This window comes from Streptomyces sp. PsTaAH-124, from assembly GCF_000373685.1.
GTDB classification, from domain to species: Bacteria; Actinomycetota; Actinomycetes; order Streptomycetales; family Streptomycetaceae; genus Streptomyces; species Streptomyces andamanensis.
Map to the genome: position 1 here is coordinate 51095 of NZ_KB892202.1, position 17918 is coordinate 69012.

At 72.8% G+C, this 17918-nt stretch carries 16 protein-coding genes, 1 pseudogene and 1 riboswitch; of the genes and pseudogenes, 4 read left to right on the top strand and 13 right to left on the bottom strand.

Features of this window, described 5'->3' with window-relative positions:
* Positions 1–22 precede the first annotated feature (22 nt).
* Together B086_RS0130125 and B086_RS0130130 are read right to left on the bottom strand one after the other, a co-directional pair.
* Complete coding sequence (locus B086_RS0130125) at positions 23–1567, bottom strand: amino acid permease (RefSeq protein WP_026252913.1); 1545 nt, start codon at positions 1565–1567, stop codon at positions 23–25.
* A gap of 37 nt (positions 1568–1604) precedes the next feature.
* Positions 1605–2561, bottom strand: a complete 957-nt coding sequence (locus B086_RS0130130; protein WP_026252914.1) for a hypothetical protein — start codon at positions 2559–2561, stop codon at positions 1605–1607.
* Between the two features lie 273 nt (positions 2562–2834).
* On the opposite strand from B086_RS0130130, the gene B086_RS0130135 reads away from it, so the two are divergent.
* A complete protein-coding gene (locus tag B086_RS0130135) occupies positions 2835–3458 on the top strand; it encodes a uridine kinase family protein (RefSeq protein ID WP_018570159.1) in 624 nt (207 codons plus the stop codon).
* Between the two features lie 501 nt (positions 3459–3959).
* Entirely contained in the window at positions 3960–5828 is a 1869-nt protein-coding gene (locus B086_RS0130140) for an AAA family ATPase (RefSeq protein ID WP_018570160.1), read from the top strand.
* Between the two features lie 82 nt (positions 5829–5910).
* Here B086_RS0130140 and B086_RS0130145 read toward each other — a convergent pair whose 3' ends face one another.
* The 9 genes from B086_RS0130145 to B086_RS0130185 form a co-directional block, all read right to left on the bottom strand.
* On the bottom strand, positions 5911–6990 hold the full coding sequence (locus B086_RS0130145; protein WP_018570161.1) for a hemolysin family protein: 1080 nt from the start codon (positions 6988–6990) through the stop codon (positions 5911–5913).
* Positions 6987–8333, bottom strand: coding sequence for a hemolysin family protein (locus B086_RS0130150; protein WP_018570162.1), 1347 nt, complete (start codon positions 8331–8333; stop codon positions 6987–6989). Before B086_RS0130150 ends, B086_RS0130145 begins: the two co-directional genes overlap by 4 nt.
* A 267-nt stretch (positions 8334–8600) precedes the next feature.
* Positions 8601–9062, bottom strand: coding sequence for a PH domain-containing protein (locus B086_RS0130155; RefSeq protein ID WP_018570163.1), 462 nt, complete (start codon positions 9060–9062; stop codon positions 8601–8603).
* A gap of 13 nt (positions 9063–9075) precedes the next feature.
* On the bottom strand, positions 9076–9924 hold the full coding sequence (hisG, locus tag B086_RS0130160; RefSeq protein WP_018570164.1) for an ATP phosphoribosyltransferase: 849 nt from the start codon (positions 9922–9924) through the stop codon (positions 9076–9078).
* A gap of 49 nt (positions 9925–9973) precedes the next feature.
* Complete coding sequence (locus tag B086_RS0130165) at positions 9974–10246, bottom strand: phosphoribosyl-ATP diphosphatase (RefSeq protein WP_018570165.1); 273 nt, start codon at positions 10244–10246, stop codon at positions 9974–9976.
* 34 nt (positions 10247–10280) lie between these two features.
* Complete coding sequence (gene ribH / locus B086_RS0130170; RefSeq protein WP_018570166.1) at positions 10281–10766, bottom strand: 6,7-dimethyl-8-ribityllumazine synthase; 486 nt, start codon at positions 10764–10766, stop codon at positions 10281–10283.
* 57 nt (positions 10767–10823) lie between these two features.
* Positions 10824–12170, bottom strand: a complete 1347-nt coding sequence (locus B086_RS0130175; protein WP_018570167.1) for a bifunctional 3,4-dihydroxy-2-butanone-4-phosphate synthase/GTP cyclohydrolase II — start codon at positions 12168–12170, stop codon at positions 10824–10826.
* On the bottom strand, positions 12167–12811 hold the full coding sequence (locus B086_RS0130180; protein ID WP_018570168.1) for a nicotinamide mononucleotide transporter family protein: 645 nt from the start codon (positions 12809–12811) through the stop codon (positions 12167–12169). Before B086_RS0130180 ends, B086_RS0130175 begins: the two co-directional genes overlap by 4 nt.
* Positions 12808–13416, bottom strand: a complete 609-nt coding sequence (locus B086_RS0130185; protein WP_018570169.1) for a riboflavin synthase — start codon at positions 13414–13416, stop codon at positions 12808–12810. Before B086_RS0130185 ends, B086_RS0130180 begins: the two co-directional genes overlap by 4 nt.
* Positions 13417–13567: 151 nt before the next feature.
* A riboswitch (FMN riboswitch) is annotated at positions 13568–13698 on the bottom strand.
* A 362-nt stretch (positions 13699–14060) separates the two neighbouring features.
* On the opposite strand from B086_RS0130185, the gene B086_RS0130190 reads away from it, so the two are divergent.
* Positions 14061–14819, top strand: a complete 759-nt coding sequence (locus B086_RS0130190; RefSeq protein WP_018570170.1) for an SDR family oxidoreductase — start codon at positions 14061–14063, stop codon at positions 14817–14819.
* 63 nt (positions 14820–14882) lie between these two features.
* Here the strand turns inward: B086_RS0130190 and B086_RS0130195 are convergent, their stop codons facing one another.
* Positions 14883–16094: an ROK family transcriptional regulator gene (locus tag B086_RS0130195; protein WP_026252916.1), complete on the bottom strand. Its 1212-nt coding sequence runs from the start codon at positions 16092–16094 to the stop codon at positions 14883–14885.
* A 140-nt stretch (positions 16095–16234) separates the two neighbouring features.
* Between B086_RS0130195 and B086_RS0130200 the strand changes: the two genes are divergently transcribed.
* A complete protein-coding gene (locus B086_RS0130200; protein ID WP_026252917.1) occupies positions 16235–17446 on the top strand; it encodes an MFS transporter in 1212 nt (403 codons plus the stop codon).
* Here the strand turns inward: B086_RS0130200 and B086_RS43340 are convergent.
* Positions 17406–17856: pseudogene (locus B086_RS43340) on the bottom strand (acyl-CoA thioesterase). The gene B086_RS0130200 and the pseudogene B086_RS43340 overlap by 41 nt on opposite strands.
* Positions 17857–17918: the final 62 nt, after the last annotated feature.

Here is a 17918-nt window from a genome sequence, read left to right on the forward strand (position 1 = left end):
CCGGGCACCCGTACGCGCCCCCTCAGATCAGGTCCATCGCCGCGACCTCGTCCGGGCGGCCGTAGCTGACCGGGCCCTGGAAGCGGCGGCGGGCCGTGGCGAACCACCAGACGGTGGCGACGAGCAGGACCACGCCGAGGGCGATCGGGGCGTAGTTGAAGGAGTCGGCGGTGATCGGCGACGCCTGCGGGAGCATGAACAGGACGCTGCTCAGCGCGATCCAGGTGACGGCCACGACACCGACCGGACGGCTCCAGCGGCCCAGGTGCCAGGGGCCCCGCTGGAACTCGTCGCCCAGGCGCAGCCGGAGCAGGATCGGGACGGCGTAGGCGAGGAACAGCCCGACGACGTTGACGCTGACGATGGCGGTGAAGGCGGTGTGCGACCACCAGCCGGGCAGGATCAGCGCCAGCGAGCAGGCGACCGCCAGCCAGACGGCCTTGACGGGGGTGCGGGTGCGCGGGGAGACCGAGTGCCACCAGCGGGAGCCGGGCATGGCTCCGTCCCGGGAGAAGGCGAAGATCTGCCGGGTGTTGCTGGTGAGGTTGGCCAGTCCGCAGAAGAGCATGGCCCCGATGACGATCAGCAGCAGCGCCTTGGCCGTGCCCAGGCCGAGCGCGTCGATGAGAATCTGGACGGGCGGCGCGTCCGTGCTCGCCACATGCGCGTAGTCCCGAATGCTGTAGACGAGCGCGAGCATGAGGATCAGACCGGTGATCGCGGAATAGCCGATGGCGCGGACGATGCCCCGGGGCGCGTTGACGGTCGCCTGCACCGTTTCCTCGGACATGTGGAAGCTGCCGTCGAAGCCGGTGAAGGTCCAGCTGGTGACCAGCAGACCGAGCAACCCGCCGTAAAGTCCGCTTGTGAAACCGGTGTTGTTCGCGAAATGCGTGACGAACGACGCCGGACGGTGATCAGCGGGGACGGCGATCAGCGCGGTGACGATGACCACCATCCCGATCAGCAGCCACCACACGGAGATCCGGTTCAGTACCGCGACCAACTGGACCGTGAAGGTGTTGGCGAGCCCCTGGAGCACGATGATGAGCGCGGTGATCAGCACCGTCTGGTGGGCGGTCGGCCGGTAGTCGGACCACTGGAGCGCGATGAACGCCTGGATGAAGGTGGCCGCCGCGTACCCGGTGGCCGCGGTGCCGCCCACCTGGCCGACGAAGTTCAGCCAGCCGGTGTACCAGGACCAGGCGCCCTTGTGCCGGCGGGCGAGTTTGCCCGCCGAGAAATACAGCGCGCCGCTCGTCGGATAGGCCGAGGCCACCTCGCCCATGGCGGCGCCGACGAAGAGCACCATGACCGAGACGCCGATCCAGCCGAATACGAGAATGCGCGGACCGCCCGCGTTCATTCCGAATCCGAAGGAGGAGAAAATACCGGAGATTATATTGATGATGGTGAAGGAGATCGCAAAATTGTCGAACGCCTTGAAACGGCGGGTGAGTTTTCTCGGATAACCCATCGCGTGCAGGGTCGCGTCGTCGTCGAACGCGCCCGGGGCGGCGGCTGCGCCACGGTTTCTCGCACGTGGGAGCTGTATCCGTTCCGACACGGTCGGCCTCTCTCTCGGTGGGGGGTCGGGCAGGGGTTCAGGGGGAGGTCGGCACCGGCAGGCCGCAGGCCCGCCGCGCCCGGGACAACTGCTCCACGGGGTCGCCGAAGACGCACCACGGCATCCGGGATGCGTAGGGGCCCATGGCGGTGAGCACCGCACGGGCCTCGAACTCGCAGCCGGCCAGGACCAGCGCATGCGCCAGATAGGCCAGGTCCAGCACCGGTGTGAACCGGTAACCGGACACCGCGGGCAGCCAGTTCCGGTAGCTCGCCAGCGCGGCGGAGCGCCACTGCGGCTGCTCCCAGACCCGGTCGGCGAGCAGTTGCGAGGGGTCGTAGCTCTCCACCAGCGCGACCAGCGGCAGCAGCCGCAGCGCCGAGTCGGCGGGCGCGCGCTGGCTCAGGAAGGCGGCCACGTCCCAGGCCGCGTTGACCGAACCGCCGTGCCGGGTGAAGAAGAAGGCCAGAAATCGGTGGTGCGCCTCGCGGTGCCAGGGGTCGAGGGAGAGGATGTGCGCGAACAGCCGCCAGGGTCCGGGCGGAGCCGTCAGCAGGCCCTGCGGCGCGGGGTCGCGCAGCCGGTGCAGCCGGGCCATGGCCAGTTTGGCCGCATAGGGCGTGGGGTCGGCCGGGTCCACCGCCGAGGCCCGGTCGCAGGCCGACAGCGCTATCCGCTCCAGCGCGGCGGCCCGCTCGTCGCGGGCGTCGGCCGCGCGCAGCGCCCGGTGCACCGCCACCCGCGCCCAGATCAGGGCGGATTCGGGGCCGGGTTCCTCGGCCAGCCAGCGTTCGGCGAGATCGGAGTCGGCGGCCTCCGAGGCCAGCACCAGGGAGCGGTGGGCCCGCAGCCCGAAGTCGGCGCGTGTCTCGGCGAGAGCCGTACGGGCACTCGCCCAGCGGCCGGCCCGGATGTCCACGCACACACTCGCGAGTACGCGGTCGTCCGCCGCCGGGTGCCAGACGTACTGCCCGTCGAATAACCCAGCGGTCATCTTCCCCCTGCCGTTCCCGCCCGAAGCCTCACGGTGCGCTCACGGCACTTTACTCAGCACAAGGCACAACCGGAACGCGATTCTCGACATGTTCGTCCCGTGATTGCCGGTGCGGCGAGGGGGACTTGAGGGTGTTCCGACGCGCGTTCCCCGAATGTGCGCACGGCGGTGTCGCGCACGTCCGGTATGACCGGTCACTAGAATGTTCCCGGTAAATATGCCATCACGTCGGTACCCGCGCCTCCGCCCGCACCGCTCACCCCGGGAACAGCCATGCACTCCCTCGCCGCCCGGCTGCGCCGCCTCCCCCCGTCCTGCGGCCCCGTCCGCCTGATCGGCGTCGACGGGCACGCGGGGTCGGGAAAGTCCACCTTCGCCGCCCGGCTGTCCGCGGCGCTCGACGGTGCGCCGGTCCTGCACCTGGACGACGTCGCGAGCCACGCGGAACTGTTCGGATGGGACGCGCGACTGCTGCGCGAGGTGATCGGTCCGTTCACCCGGGGCGAGAACGCCCGCTACGCGCCCTACGACTGGCGGGCACGGCGCTTCGGCCCCGCCTCGCGCACGCTGGCACCGGCGCCGGTCGTCCTGGTCGAGGGGGTGGGCGCGGGCCGCCGGGCGCTGCGCCCGCATCTGGCCCGGCTGCTCTGGATGGACCTGCCGCGCGAGGAGTCCTGGGCCCGCGGCCGGGCCCGGGACGGCGCCGAGCAGCGCGAGTTCTGGTCCGGGTGGGTCGAGGCGGAGCGCCGGCATTTCGAGGCCGACCCGTCCCGGCCCTTCGCGGATCTCCTGGTGCGCCGGTCCGCCGAGGGGTACGAGCTGCGGCCCGGCCCCGCCGGGACGGCTGGTCCGGACCAAGTCGCTACGCAGGGTGAGGACCCGGAGGCAATGTGCTGAACTTGTGAAGGCACCTGTGGAGGAACTTGGTCCAGTGTCCCAACTTCGCTTGACCGGGGGCCCGTACAGGTCTTACGTTCTCAATGTGCGGTCATCGAAGACCGGCCCACTGACGCGAAGCCCCCGGTTGTTCCCCCGTGACCGGGGGCTTCGTTCTGCCCGGACACCGCTATCCGGACGCCGGACGGCTCCATTCGGTCACCCTCGGTCACTACATCGGATGTATGGTCTCCGCTCCGGTCCTGCTCCCGCTCTTCTCCCGGTCCCCTCCCCTCCCGTCTCTCCTCCCGTCTCCCCTCCCCCTCCCCCCGCGCGTCGAACGGCGTGCACCGCACCCTTCGGCGGGCGACGGCCCCGCAGGTACGATGCCCTCGGTGCGGCCTTCGAACGACTGCTGCGCGCACCTGCAACTCCGGTCCGCGGCACAGCGGTTCGACCAAGGCGGCCACCGGGCGACCGTCCGGCGGCCAACCTACGGGGGCACGGTCTGTGGGGGACGTGATGGACTTCGGCACGCAGGGCCCCGAGGCCCCGGCCGACCTCGCCTGGCTGCGGGGCGTGGACGCCTACACCATGGGCGCCTATCCGCAGGCCGAGGAGGAGTTCCGGGCCGCGGTGGAGCTGGATCCGGCGATGGCGGACGGCTGGCTCGGGCTGCACGCGCTGCGCGTCGACACGACGACCGCGCTGCTGCGGATGTTCCGCCACCGCGACCGCTTCGGCGAGCAGCGCACCCGGCACCGCCGCACCCTCAACTCCTGGTACTGGCTCGGCTGGTGGGTGCAGCCGGTGCTGGAGAGCCCCCGCGACCTGCTGCTCGCGCACGCCTCGCACTGGCTGGACGGCCGCCATGTGCCCGAGCTGGACCGGGCGCTGGCCGGGCTGCCGCCGGTGGACACCGACGCCCAGGTCCGGTTCCTGCACGCCTGCCGGGCCTATCTGGTCAAGGACTGGGAGCAGCTCGTACGGCACACCGACCCGCTGGTCGACGACGCGATGCTCGGCATAGAGGCCGGGCTGTTCGGCGGCATGGCCCGGGTCAGGCTGGAGATGTACGGACAGGCCGAGCCGCTGCTGTCGGCCGCGCTGATGCGGTGCCGCAGCGAGCAGCCGCAGCGCAAGGAGCTGCGCTACTGGCTGGCGCGGGCGCACGAGGGCACCGGCCGCAGCGCCGCCGCGCTCCCCCTGTACCGGGCGGTGCACCGGGTCGACCCGGCCTTCATGGACACCTCGGCACGGCTCGCCGCCATCGCCGAGGGCGACGGCTACGACGACGAGGCCGCCGACTTCGCCGCGGTCACCCTCGCCGGAGCCGGCCAGGACAGCGTGGACGGCCCCGACGTGCTGGACCCGCTGTTCGGCACCGAGGGCCGGGATCTGCGTCTGGACGAACCCGATCCGCCCGCCGCCGGACCGTTCCCGCCGCCGGCCGGACCCGCGGTACGCGAGCGCGGCACGGGCGCGGGCGGTCCGCTGCCCAGCGGTCCCACCGACCCCGCGTTACTCGAGCAGGCGCTCGCCGAGCTGGAGCGCATGGTGGGTCTTGAGCCGGTGAAACGCCAGGTCAAGGCGTTGTCGGCACAGCTGAACATGGCTCGGCTGCGCGCCGGACAGGGGCTGCCCGTACAGCCGCCGAAACGACACTTCGTCTTCTCCGGTCCCTCCGGCACCGGCAAGACCACCGTCGCCCGCATCCTCGGCCGCGTCTTCTACGCGCTCGGCCTGCTCGGCGGCGACCATCTGGTGGAGGCCCAGCGCGCCGACCTGGTCGGGGAGTATCTGGGCCAGACCGCGGTCAAGGCCAACGAGCTGATCGACTCCGCGATCGGCGGGGTGCTCTTCGTGGACGAGGCGTACTCGCTGTCCAACTCGGGGTACGGCAAGGGCGACGCCTACGGCGACGAGGCCCTCCAGGTGCTGCTGAAGCGGGCCGAGGACAACCGGGACCACCTGGTGGTGATCCTCGCCGGCTATCCCGAGGGCATGGACCGCCTGCTGGCCGCCAACCCCGGTCTCTCGTCCCGCTTCACCAGCCGCGTGGACTTCCCCTCGTACCGCCCCGGCGAGCTGACCGCGATAGGCAAGGTGCTGGCCGCGGAGAACGGCGACCTGTGGGACGAGGAGGCGCTGGACGAGCTGGGCTCGATCGCCGCGCACGTGGTCGACCAGGGCTGGATCGACGAACTCGGCAACGGCAGGTTCCTGCGCACCCTGTACGAGAAGAGCTGCGCCTATCGCGACCTGCGCCTGTCCGTCTACCCCGGCACCCTGACCCGCGACGACCTGGCGACCCTGCGGCTGCCGGACCTGATGCAGGCGTACGGCGAGGTGCTGTCGGGCCGGGGCCCGCAGGATCCGTCGGCCCTGTGACGGCGCGCGCGGCGCGGCGGGTCCGGGACGCGCGCGAGCCCGCGGCCGGGCGGCCGCGGGCTCGGGCGGGTGTGCGTCCGGCTCAGGTCGCGAGAGCCTGTGCACCGCTGGGGCGGGGTTCGGTGAGGCGGATCTCCGGGGCCGCGCGGTGGGCGGGGTCGCGGACCTCGCCGACGAGCAGTTCCAGGACGTCCTCCAGCGCGACCACGCCGAGCACCTTGCCGGTGGCGTCCGCCACCTGGGCGAGATGGGTGGCGGCGCGGCGCATCACGGTCAGCGCGTCGTCGAGCGGCAGCTCGGACCTCAGCGTCGTCATCGGGCGCCATATCCGCTGCGGGACGGCCCGGTCGGATTCCTCCAGGTCGAGGACGTCCTTGACGTGCAGGTACCCCATGAAGGCGCCGTTGCCCGCGGCGACCGGGAAACGCGAGTAGCCGGTGCGGGCGGTGAGCGCGACGATCTCGCCGGGGGTGACCGACGGGCTGACCGTCACCAGGGCGTCGCGGCGCAGCAGCACGTCCAGGACCGGCCGGGAGCCCAGCTCCAGCGCGTCCTCCAGGCGCTCCTGCTCCTCGGGGCCGAGGAGCCCGGCCTGGCCGGAGTCCTCCACCAGCCGGTTGAGCTGTTCGCTGGTGAAGACGGCCTCGACCTCGTCCTTGGGCTCGACCCGGAAAAGCCGCAGGATGCCCTGGGCGCAGGCGCCGAGCGCGACGGTGACGGGCTTGCAGAGGCGGGCGAAGGCGACCAGGCCGGGGCCGAGCCACAGCGCGGCCTTCTCCGGGGCGGCCATCGCCAGGTTCTTCGGCACCATCTCGCCGATGACCAGGTGGAAGAAGACCACGGCGGCCAGCGCGATGACATAGCCCAGCGGGTGCACCACGCCGTGCGGCAGGCGCATCCAGGTGAAGACCGGCTCCAGCAGCTTCGCCACCGTGGGTTCGGCGACGGCGCCCAGGGTCAGCGAGCAGACGGTGATGCCGAACTGGGCGGCGGCCATCATCTGCGGCAGCCGCTCCAGGCCGTGCAGGACCTGGCGGGCGCGGGCGGTGCCGAGCGGTTCGATCTGGCTGCGGCGCACGGAGACGAGCGCGAACTCGGCACCGACGAAGAAGCCGTTGGCCAGCACCAGCAGGGCGGCCAGGACCAGTTGGAGCACGCTCATCGGGCGGCCTCCGTGACGGCCTCGGCGGTGTCGGTCGCGGTGGCCGTGCGGACCAGGCGGACCCGTTCGGCGCGGTAATGGCCGACCTGGCGCACGGACAGGCGCCAGCCCGGCAGTTCGGCCCGGTCGCCGGGGACCGGGATCCGGCCGAGCAGATCGGCGACCAGCCCGGCGACGGTCTCGTACGGGCCCTCGGGCGCGTCCAGGCCGATACGGCGGAGCAGGTCGACCCGGCAGCCGCCGTCGGCGTCCCAGGCGGGCCGGCCGTCCTCCGGCGGGACCGGGGCGAGTTCGGGCACGTCCTTGGCGTCGTGCTCGTCGCGGACCTCGCCGACGAGTTCCTCGACGATGTCCTCCAGGGTGACGACGCCCGCGGTGCCGCCGTACTCGTCGACGACGACCGCGATGGGCTGCTCGCTGCGCAGCTGCGCCAGCAGCGGCTGCACCGGCAGGGTCTCGGGGACCAGCAGCGCGGGCCGGGCGATACGGCCGACCGGGGTGCGCAGCCGCTCGTGCGCCGGGACGGCGAGGGCGTCCTTGAGATGGGCCATGCCGACCACCTCGTCGATCTTCTCCTGGTAGACGGGGAAGCGGGACAGTCCGGTGGCCCGGGTGAGGTTGACCACGTCCTCGGCGGTCGCGGAGAACTGGAGGGCGCTGACCTTCACGCGCGGCGTCATCACGTGCTGCGCGGTCAGCTCGCCCAGGGACAGGGTGCGGACGAACAGGTCGGCCGTGTCCTGCTCCAGGGCACCGGCCTGGGCCGAGTGCCGGGCCAGCGAGACCAGCTCGCCGGGGGTGCGGGCGGAGGCCAGCTCGTCGGCGGGCTCCACGCCCAGCGCCCGTACCAGCCGGTTGGCGACGGTGTTCAGCGCGGCGATCACCGGGCGGAACAGCCGCGAGAAGTGGTGCTGCGGGCCCGCGACGAACCGCGCGACCTGCAACGGCCGGGAGACCGCCCAGTTCTTGGGCACCAGCTCGCCGATCACCATCTGGAGGGCGGAGGCGAGCAGCATGCCGACGACCACGGCGACACCGGAGACGGCGCCCGCGGGCAGACCGGTCGCGGTGATGGGGCCGTGCAGCAGCTCGGCCAGTGCCGGTTCGGCGAGCATGCCGACGACGAGGGAGGTGATGGTGATGCCGAGCTGGGTGCCGGAGAGCTGGAAGGACAGCTCGCCCAGCGACTCGACGACCGTACGGGCGCGTCGGTCGCCGTCGGCCGCGGCCTTCTCGGCGTCCGGGCGCTCGACCGTCACCAGGCCGAACTCCGCCGCGACGAAGAAGCCGTTGGCGAGGATCAGCAGGAGGGCCGCTCCGAGGAGCAGCAGGGGGAGGGTCATGATGCCGCCGCCTGTGTGCGCGTGCGGACCGCGGGGGCGCGGTGCGCGCTATGTCGGCAGGGGGCGGCGCAGGTACTACAGGACGATCCGTCCATCGCCGGAGGGAGTCACTCCTCGGGTAGCAGGAACCCCTGGCACCGGGCGGCGCTCAGGGGCGGGGACGCAGCGACACGTCTCCGCCCACCAGATTAATCAAGTCCGGGCCGGATGCGTCAGGCCGGAGGCTCCCGAGCCGTCCCGGAGGTTCACCCCGGAGGCGGGTGCGGGTCACGCGCCGCGGGTCTGCTCCGGGTCCGCGAGGGCGTGCGACTCGACGAGGGCGCGCAGCGCGCGGGCGTCGGCGATGGCCCGCTGCCTGGCGATTCCGGGCTGGATGCCCAGTACGGGCAGGCTGGTGCCGTCGCTCAGGTTGAGGAACACCCAGGGGTCGCCGGGCCGCAGATTCACCTGGAGGACCTGCGGCCACTCCAGATGACGCCGGGATGCGATGTTCACCACAGTGACGCCGGAGTCGTCGGCGACCACCTTCGGCCGGGCCAGCAGCGCCAGCACACCGGACAGCAGGGCGCCGGTGAGGACGAAGCTGATGCGTTCGCCCGGGGTGAGCTGTTCCAGCAGGACGGCCACGGCCGCGATCACGACGAAGATCGCGGCCCCCGCGGAGAGCAGCACCACGCGGGTGTGCCCCGGCCGGAAGGTGACGGGGAGGGCGGGCGGCAGGTCGGACATCGGTCGGTCGTCCTCAGAGGCGGCAGGCGTGGATGGCCGTGGTCAGGATGGCGCGGGCGCCGATCGCGTACAGGTCGTCCATGATCCGCTGGGCCTCCTTGGCCGGGACCATGGCGCGCACGGCGACCCAGCCCTCGTTGTGCAGCGGGGAGACGGTCGGGGACTCCAGACCGGGGGTGAGCGCCACGGCCTTCTCCAGCTGTTCGACCCGGCAGTCGTAGTCCATCATCACGTACGTCCGGGCGACCAGGACGCCCTGGAGGCGGCGCAGGAACTGCTGGACCTTGGGGTCCTCGGTGTCGGCGCCGGTGCGCCGGATGACGACGGCCTCGGACTTCATGATCGGCTCGCCGAAGACCTCCAGGCCCGCGTTGCGCAGGGAGGTGCCGGTCTCGACGACGTCGGCGATGACCTCGGCGACGCCCAGTTCGATGGCGGTCTCCACGGCGCCGTCGAGGTGGACGACGGAGGCGTCGATGCCGTGCTCGGCGAGGTGTCCGGCGACGATGCCCTCGTAGGAGGTGGCGACCGTGCGGCCCTTCAGGTCCCGCGCGCTCTCGGCCGTGCCCGGCTTGGCGGCGAAGCGGAAGGTGGAGCGGGCGAAGCCGAGCGGGAGGATCTCCTCGGCGTCGGCACCGGAGTCCACGAGCAGGTCGCGGCCGGTGATGCCGATGTCCAGCCGGCCGGAGGAGACGTAGATCGCGATGTCGCGGGGGCGGAGGTAGAAGAACTCCACCTCGTTGACCGGGTCGACGATGCGCAGTTCCTTGGCCTCGCGGCGCTGCTGGTAGCCGGCCTCATGCAGCATGTCCGCCGCAGGGCCGGAGAGTGAACCCTTGTTGGGGACGGCGATGCGCAGCATGAGGTCGGCTTCCTTCGCTTGAGGGGATGTGCGGGCGGAGTGCGGTGACTTACAGGTGGGCGTAGACGTCGTCCAGCGAGATGCCGCGGGCGACCATCATCACCTGGACGTGGTACAGCAGCTGCGAGATCTCCTCGGCGGCGGCCTCCTTGCCCTCGTGCTCGGCGGCCATCCAGACCTCTGCGGCCTCCTCGACGACCTTCTTGCCGATGGCATGGACCCCCTTGCCGACCAGTTCGGCGGTGCGGGAGGTGGCGGGGTCGCCGTGGGCGGCCTTCTGCTGGAGCTCGGTGAACAGCTCCTCGAACGTCTTCTTGGACATGGTGCTGCTTACCCTACGCGCTCCGGTCCCCTGGTCACCGCCAGGGTTCGGATACTGAACGCAGCGTGGCGGCGGTCGCCACCGCCGCGGTCACCGCCTCGTGCCCCTTGTCCTCGCGGGAGCCCTCCAGACCGGCCCGGTCCAGCGCCTGTTCCTCGTCGTCACAGGTGAGTACGCCGAAGCCGATGGGCACGCCGGTGTCCACGGAGACCTGGGTCAGGCCCTGGGTGACGCCCTGGCAGACGTAGTCGAAGTGCGGGGTGCCGCCGCGGATGACGACACCGAGGGCGACGACCGCGTCGTAGCCGCGTCCGGCGAGCACCTTGGCCACCACCGGGAGTTCGAAGCTGCCGGGGACCCGGAGCAGCGTGGGCTCGTCGATCCCCAGCTCGTGCAGCGCGCGCAGGGCGCCGTCCACGAGTCCGTCCATCACCTTTTCGTGCCACTGCGCCGCGATGACGGCGACCCTGAGGTCGCCGCAGTTGCGGACGGACAGTTCCGGTGCACCCTTGCCGCTCACGTGTCTCCTCCGTGCTGGTGTTCTCGCCCGTGCCGGTCCCGGCCGGCCCGCGCAGGTCTACTGGTTGCCGCAGGCGGACGCGGTGGACGCGTCCAGCCAGGGCAGGTCGTGCCCCATCCGGTCCCGCTTGGTGCGCAGGTAGCGGAGGTTGTGCTCGCCGGCCTGGACGGGCATGGGCTCCCGGCCGGTGACCTGGATGCCGTGGCCGGTCAGCGCCTCGGTCTTGTCGGGATTGTTGGTCATCAGGCGGACGCTGCGCACCCCGAGGTCGCGCAGGATCTGCGCGCTGGCGCCGTAGTCCCGCGCGTCGGCGGGCAGGCCGAGTTCGAGGTTGGCGTCCAGCGTGTCGCGGCCGCGCTCCTGGAGTTCGTAGGCGCGCAGCTTGGACATCAGGCCGATGCCGCGCCCCTCGTGGCCGCGCAGATAGACCACCACTCCCCTGCCCTCGCGCTGGATGCGCTCCAGGGAGGCGTCCAGCTGGGGACCGCAGTCGCAGCGCAGGGAGCCGAAGACGTCCCCGGTCAGGCATTCGGAGTGGACGCGGACCAGGACGTCCTCGCCGGTGCCGATCTCGCCGTGCACCAGGGCGATGTGCTCCACGCCGTCGACGGCGGAGCGGAAGCCGTGGGCGGTGAAGGTGCCGTGCGCGGTGGGGAGGCTGACCTCCGCCTCGTGGCGGACGGTGGGCTCGCTGCCGCGGCGGTAGGCGATCAGGTCCTCGATGGAGATGATGGTCAGACCGTGCTTTCGGGCGAACAGGACCAGGTCGGGCAGGCGGAGCATCCGGCCGTCCTCACCGGCGATCTCGACGATCGCGCCGGCCGGGCGCAGCCCCGCGAGCCGGGCGAGGTCGACGGCGGCCTCGGTGTGGCCGTCACGGGCGAGGACGCCGCCGGGCCGGGCGCGCAGCGGGAAGACATGGCCGGGCCGCACGAGGTCGGTGGGCTCGGCGGCGCCGCTCGCCAGGAGCTGGAGCGTGGTGGCGCGGTCGGCGGCGGAGATGCCGGTGGTGACGCCGTGCGCGGCGGTGGCGTCGACGGAGACCGTGAAGGCCGTCCGCATCGACTCGGTGTTGTCCTCGACCATCTGCGGCAGACGCAGCCGGTCGAGTTCCTCGCCCTCCATGGGGGCGCAGATCAGACCGCGGCACTCGCTCATCATGAAGGCGACGATCTCGGGGGTCGCCTTCTCGGCGGCGACGACGAGGTCGCCCTCGTTCTCGCGGTTCTCGTCGTCGACGACCACGACGGGACGGCCGGCCGCGATGTCGGCGACGGCCTGTTCGACCGGGTCGAGGGCGAAGTCCTCGATGTTGTCGGTGCTGTAGAGGACGGGGGGGACCGCGGGGGCGGCGCGCAGCGCCTCGTTCGGGGCGGTGGCGGTGGCGGACGGGTGGGCGCTCATGCGGGCGCTCCTTCCGGTACGGGCCGCGCGCCGTGCCGGGAGCGCAGCCACCAGTCGCGCAGGCCCCACAGGACGAGCGCGCCGTAGAGGACGTAGACGAAGCCGGAGAAGGCGAAGCCGTTGGCGAAGTTCAGCGGGACGCCGACGGCGTCGACGAGCAGCCAGGCGAGCCAGAACTCGACCATGCCGCGGGCCTGGGCGTACATGGCGACGACGGTGCCGACGAAGATGTAGGCGTCCGGCCAGGGGTCCCAGGACAGGGACGGGTACGCCTCGAACAGGGAGGCGACCGCGACGGTGCCGACGGCGGCGACGGCGAGCAGGGCGGCCCGCTCCCGCCAGGTGGCGAAGCGGACGGCGATGTGGCCGTCGGCGCCCGTCCGCGGGCCGCGCTTCCACCGCCACCAGCCGTAGCCGGCGACGACCATGACGACGATCTGCTTGCCCGCGCTGCCGGAGAGGTGGGCGGTGGCGAAGGCGGCGAAGAGGATCGCGCCGGACAGGAACTGGGTGGGCCAGGTCCAGATCGAGCGGCGCCAGCCGAAGGCGAGACCGAGCAGTCCGATGATGTTGCCGATCATGTCGGACCACTTGATGTGCTGGCCGAACGCGGTGAACGCCTCGGAGTTCAGCCAGTTCACCGGTCGGCCCCCGGGGCGCGGTCGCCGAGCAGCCGCTCGACGTACTTGGCGACGACGTCCACTTCCAGGTTGACCGGGTCGCCCGGCTGCTTGATGCCGAGGGTGGTCAGGGCGAGGGTGGTGGGGATGAGGCTGACGGTGAAGTGCTCGGCGCCGGCCTCGACGACGGTGAGGCTGATGCCGTCGACGGTGATGGAGCCCTTCTCGACGACATAGCGGGCGAGCGGGGCGGGCAGCGAGATCTTCACGATCTCCCAGTGCTCGGAGGGCGTGCGCTCCAGGATGGCGCCGGTACCGTCGACGTGGCCCTGCACGATGTGGCCGCCGAGGCGGGCGCCGACGGCGGTGGGGCGTTCGAGGTTGACCCGGGAGCCCGCGGTGAGGACGCCGAGACTGGAGCGCTCGAGGGTCTCCGCCATGACGTCGGCGGTGAACTCCTCGCCGTCGTGCTCGACGACGGTGAGACAGACGCCGTTCACGGCGATGGAGTCGCCGTGCCGCGCGCCCTCGGTGACGACGGGGCCGCGGAGACGGAAGCGAGCGGCGTCGCCGAGGTCCTCGACGGCGGTGACCTCGCCCAGCTCTTCGACGATTCCGGTGAACACTTCCCGGGTCCTCCTGCCTCTTCGGGCACGGACTCCGGGGCTGCCGGGACGGCAGAGCACACGAGGGGACCACACGCCGGGCGACGACGCCGGAGCGGACCCGTCGCCAAACGGGCCCGTAGACGGCGACGCGCACAGATGTGCCCGCTCGCCGCGCACTGCCTCCCATCCGGACTTTAACCGTCGGTCCAGGAATTTCACCTGGTCAACCGGCCGCTGGAAGCGACCGGGTCGCGGACTGTAACCGCCGGTTCGGACTTTCACCGACCCCGGAGTGCGCTGCTACTGGTACACGGCCAGTGTGCCACGCCCGGTGGACGTCCATCCGGACGATCGGTGTGGGCTCGCTCACAGAGTGCAGCACCGCCCTCGGCGCGGGCGCGCGTGCCGGGGCGCGCCGGGCGCGCGCGTGAAAGGCCCGGCGGCGGGCAAGGGCCGTCGTCACCGCCGCCGGGCCGGTCTGTTCCTGAGTCAGACACTAAAAGGACTAGACCAGTGGGGTCAACAGGGCGGCACCGGACGCCAGTTCGGGTCACGGCAGGGCCACTCGCGCGGCGCGGGTGCGGGCGGGCCCGAAGCCGGACAAGCTGAACCTCGTACGACGTCACGGACCTCGCACGACGTCAGGGAAGGGACGGGACCTCATGACCACGATCCTGGTGACCGGCGGCACCGGAACCCTCGGCGCGCTCGTCGCCGAGCGGCTGCGCGCGGACGGGCACGAGGTGCGCGTGCTCAGCCGGCACTCCCGGCCGTACGGCGTCGACCTGCGCGAGGGCGGCCCGGGGCTGGACGCGGCCGTCGCGGGCGTGGACACGGTCGTGCACTGCGCGAGTTCGACGCGGGGCGGCGACGAGGAGGGGGCCGCCCATCTGCTCGCGGCGGCGCGCGGCGCCGGGGTCTCCCATCTCGTGTACGTCTCCATCGTGGGCGTCGACCACGTGCCGCTCGGCTACTACCAGACCAAGCGGGCCGTGGAACGGCTGGTCGAGGAGTCGGGTCTCGGCTGGACCGTGCTGCGCGCCACCCAGTTCCACGACCTCGTGGCCGCTCTCCTCGGGAAGCTGGCCAGGCCGCCGGTGATGCTGCTCCCGGCCGGGGTGCGGGACCAGCCGGTGGAGGTCGCGGAGGTCGCCGGACGGCTGGCCGAACTGGCGGCGGGCGCCCCGGCGGGCCGGGTGCCGGACATGGGCGGCCCCGAGGTCCGCGGCGTCGAATCCCTGGCCCGCGCCTATCTCAGGGCGACGGGCCGCCACCGCCCCGTCCTGAACGTCCCGCTGGCGGGCCGGGTCTACCGGGGCTACCGCGAGGGCGGCCACCTCGCTCCGGACCGGGCGGTCGGCAGGCGGACCTTCGAGGAGTATCTGACGGCGCGCTTCGGCGGCACCGGACTGCGCGGCTGAGACGGCGGGGCAGGTCGTCCGCGCGCGGGGGTGGCTGGGTCGGGGGGTCCGCGCGGGGCGCCCTCACACCGGCCGGACCGGTGTGCCCGCCGTGCCGGGCGGCGCGAACAGCACCTCCTGGGCGCGGTCGCGGGCCGTCAGGAGGGCTCCGCGCAGGACGGCCGCGCCGCCCAGGGTGCTCGGCCGCACCTGGGTGGGCAGCGGTGACATGCGGGCGATGCGCCGGGCCACCCGGGCGGCGAGCGCCTCGCCGCCGGCCCGGCCGGTGTCCCCGCCGAGCACCACGCACCCGGGGTCCAGCACGGCCACCACGGAGGCCGCCCCGAGCGCCAGCCGGTCGGCGAGGGCGTCCAAGAACCGCCCGGCCCCGGGCGAGGAGCCGCGCACCGCGCCGCGCACCAGTTCCGCGGCAGCCGGCTCACGTCCTGAGGGCGCGCCCGCCAGCCCGTGCTCGGCGGCCAGTTCCACCACCGCCGCCGAGCCCGCCAGCGAGTGGAAGCCGCCCGTGCAGTCGGTCGCCGAGGGCAGGCCGCCGGTGCCGGGCACGGGCAGGAAGCCGATCTCGCCGGTGCCGCCCGACGCGCCGTGCCGCAGCGCCCCGTCCAGGACCACCGCGGCGCCGGTGCCGTGACCGAGCCACAGCAGGACGAAGGTGTCCCGCCCGCGGGCGGCCCCGTCGCGCTGCTCGGCCAGGGCCGCGAGGTTGGTCTCGTTCTCGACGATGACCCGGGCCCGCGGCAGCCGTTCCTGGAGGGCGGCCACCAGCCGGCGGTGCCACTCGGGCAGGCCGGTGGAGTCGCGCAGTTCGCCCGTGACCGGGTCGATCAGGCCGGGCGCGCCGATGCCGACGGTGTGCAGCCGGGGCGCTCCCGCCTCCTTGGCGGCCCGCTCCACGAGCGTGACGGCCTGCTCGACCGCGGGGCCGGTGCCGGTGTCCGGGCCGACCGGCGCCGACGCCTCGGCCAGTTCCCGTCCGAGCAGATCGGAGACGGTCACGGCGACGCTGTCGGTGCGGACGTCGAGGGCGGCGAGGTACGCGCGGTCGGCGACGATGCCGTAGAGCCGCGCGTTGGGGCCGCGCCGCTGCTCGCCGGACTCCCCCACGACGGTGATCAGACCGGAGGCCGTCAGGCGGTCGACCAGGTCGGCGACGGTGGGCCGGGACAGCCCGGTGAACTGCTTCAACTGCCCTGCCGTCAACGGCCCTTCCTGCTGCAACAGGCGCAGGGCGAGCCGGTCGTTGATGGCTCGGGCGGTGCTCGGGGATGCGGGCATGGCCGGAATCCTCCCAGATCCGGGGGGCCGGGCCGCGCGCGTGGTGAGCGGCCGCATAACCCCTATCTATCAGGCAGGGTCCCTGATAGTTTACGTCCGCACGTCGGCCGGAGAGCACACAGCCCGGGAGGGGCCGGAGAATGACAGCAGTGGTCCACCACCAGCGCGAGGTCAGACGCGCCCGGTACGCCGTGGCGGCCGTCTTCGCCGTGCACGGCTCGGTGACCGGTTCGTTCGCGACCCGGGTGCCATGGATCCAGGACCATGCCTCGGTCAGCGCCGGGCAACTGGGCCTCGCGCTCGCCTTCCCCGCGCTGGGCGCGTCCCTGGCGATGCCGCTCGCGGGCGGCATCAGCCACCGTTTCGGCGCCCGCACCGCGCTGCGCGGCCTGCTGGCCCTGTGGACGCTCTCCCTGGTCCTGCCCGCGCTCGCCCCGAACCTGCCGGTCCTGTGCCTGGCGCTGTTCGTCTACGGCGCCTCGTCCGGCATGGCGGACGTCGCGATGAACGCCCTCGGTGTGGAGGTGGAGAACCGGCTGGGCCGGTCGATCATGTCCGGGCTGCACGGGATGTGGAGCGCGGGTGCCCTGATCGGCTCGGCGGCCGGCACCCTGGCCGCGCACCTGGGCACGGACGCCCGTCTGCACCATGTCCTGGCGGCCGGTGTGCTGACGGTCCTCGGCCTGGTCGCCTGCACCTGGGTGCTGGACCTCCAGCCGGCCGAGGACGAGGAGCCGCCGCCGCGGTTCGCGCTGCCGCCCAGGTCGGCGCTGCTGATCGGCGCGGTCGGGTTCTGCGCGGTGTTCGCGGAGGGCGCCAGCCTGGACTGGTCGGCGGTGTATCTGCGCCATCAGCTGGAGACCTCGGCCGGGCTCGCCGCGGCCTGCACCACGGGCTTCACGCTCACCATGGCCATCGCCCGGATCGCCGGCGACCGCGTGGTGGACCGATACGGCTCGGTGCGCACCGTGCGGGCCGGGGGCCTGCTGGCCGTCGTGGGCGGGCTGCTGGTGGTGCTGGCGGGGCACCCGGCCGTGGCGATGGGCGGGTTCGCGCTGATGGGGCTCGGGATCGCGGTGGTCGTGCCGCTCTGCTTCGCCGCGGCGGGCCGCAGCGGGCCGAACCCCAGTCAGGCCATCGCGGGCGTGGCGACCATCACGTACACCTCCGGGCTGGTCGCGCCGAGTGCGATCGGCGGGCTCGCCCAGGCCACCAGCCTGGTGGTGTCGTTCGGTCTCGTCACCGTGCTGGCCTGCGGTCTCGCGGTCTTCGCCGGGGTGCTGCGGGCCGGTGACCGGGACCGTCCGAAGATCACCGCGCCGGACGCAGCAGTGCCCGGCCCGCGCGCCTGAACCCCTCGCTCCAGGGGGCGGGCCGCAGGGTGGCCGCGTCCAGCCGGACCAGGACGCGGCTGCCCGAGGCGTACGTCAGCGCGCCGTCGGCCGAGCAGAAGCGGAAGCCGTGGGTGAGACCGGTGGTGCCGAGCCGGTCGAGCCACAGGTGGACGGCGTACTCACCCGGCCGGGTGACCGGCGCGTCATAGGTGATCCGCAGTTCCCTGACCGCGTTGCAGGCGTCGCCCGCCGCCGTCCGGTCGCCCTCGAAGCGGAGGCCGTGCCCGTGCCACAGGCTGTGACCAGGCCCGCTCCACCAGCAGGGGGGAGCGGGCGTGGTGCAGCAGTCCCAGGGCGTCCAGGCCGTCGAAGTGGACGGCGACGGGGACCAGCCGTCCGTACGACAGGTCGGGTGCTGCGGTGGTCACGGCGGTGCTCCTGGACGTACGGGCCGGGGGTGGTCCGCCCGCATTCTAAGCGGTCGCTCACC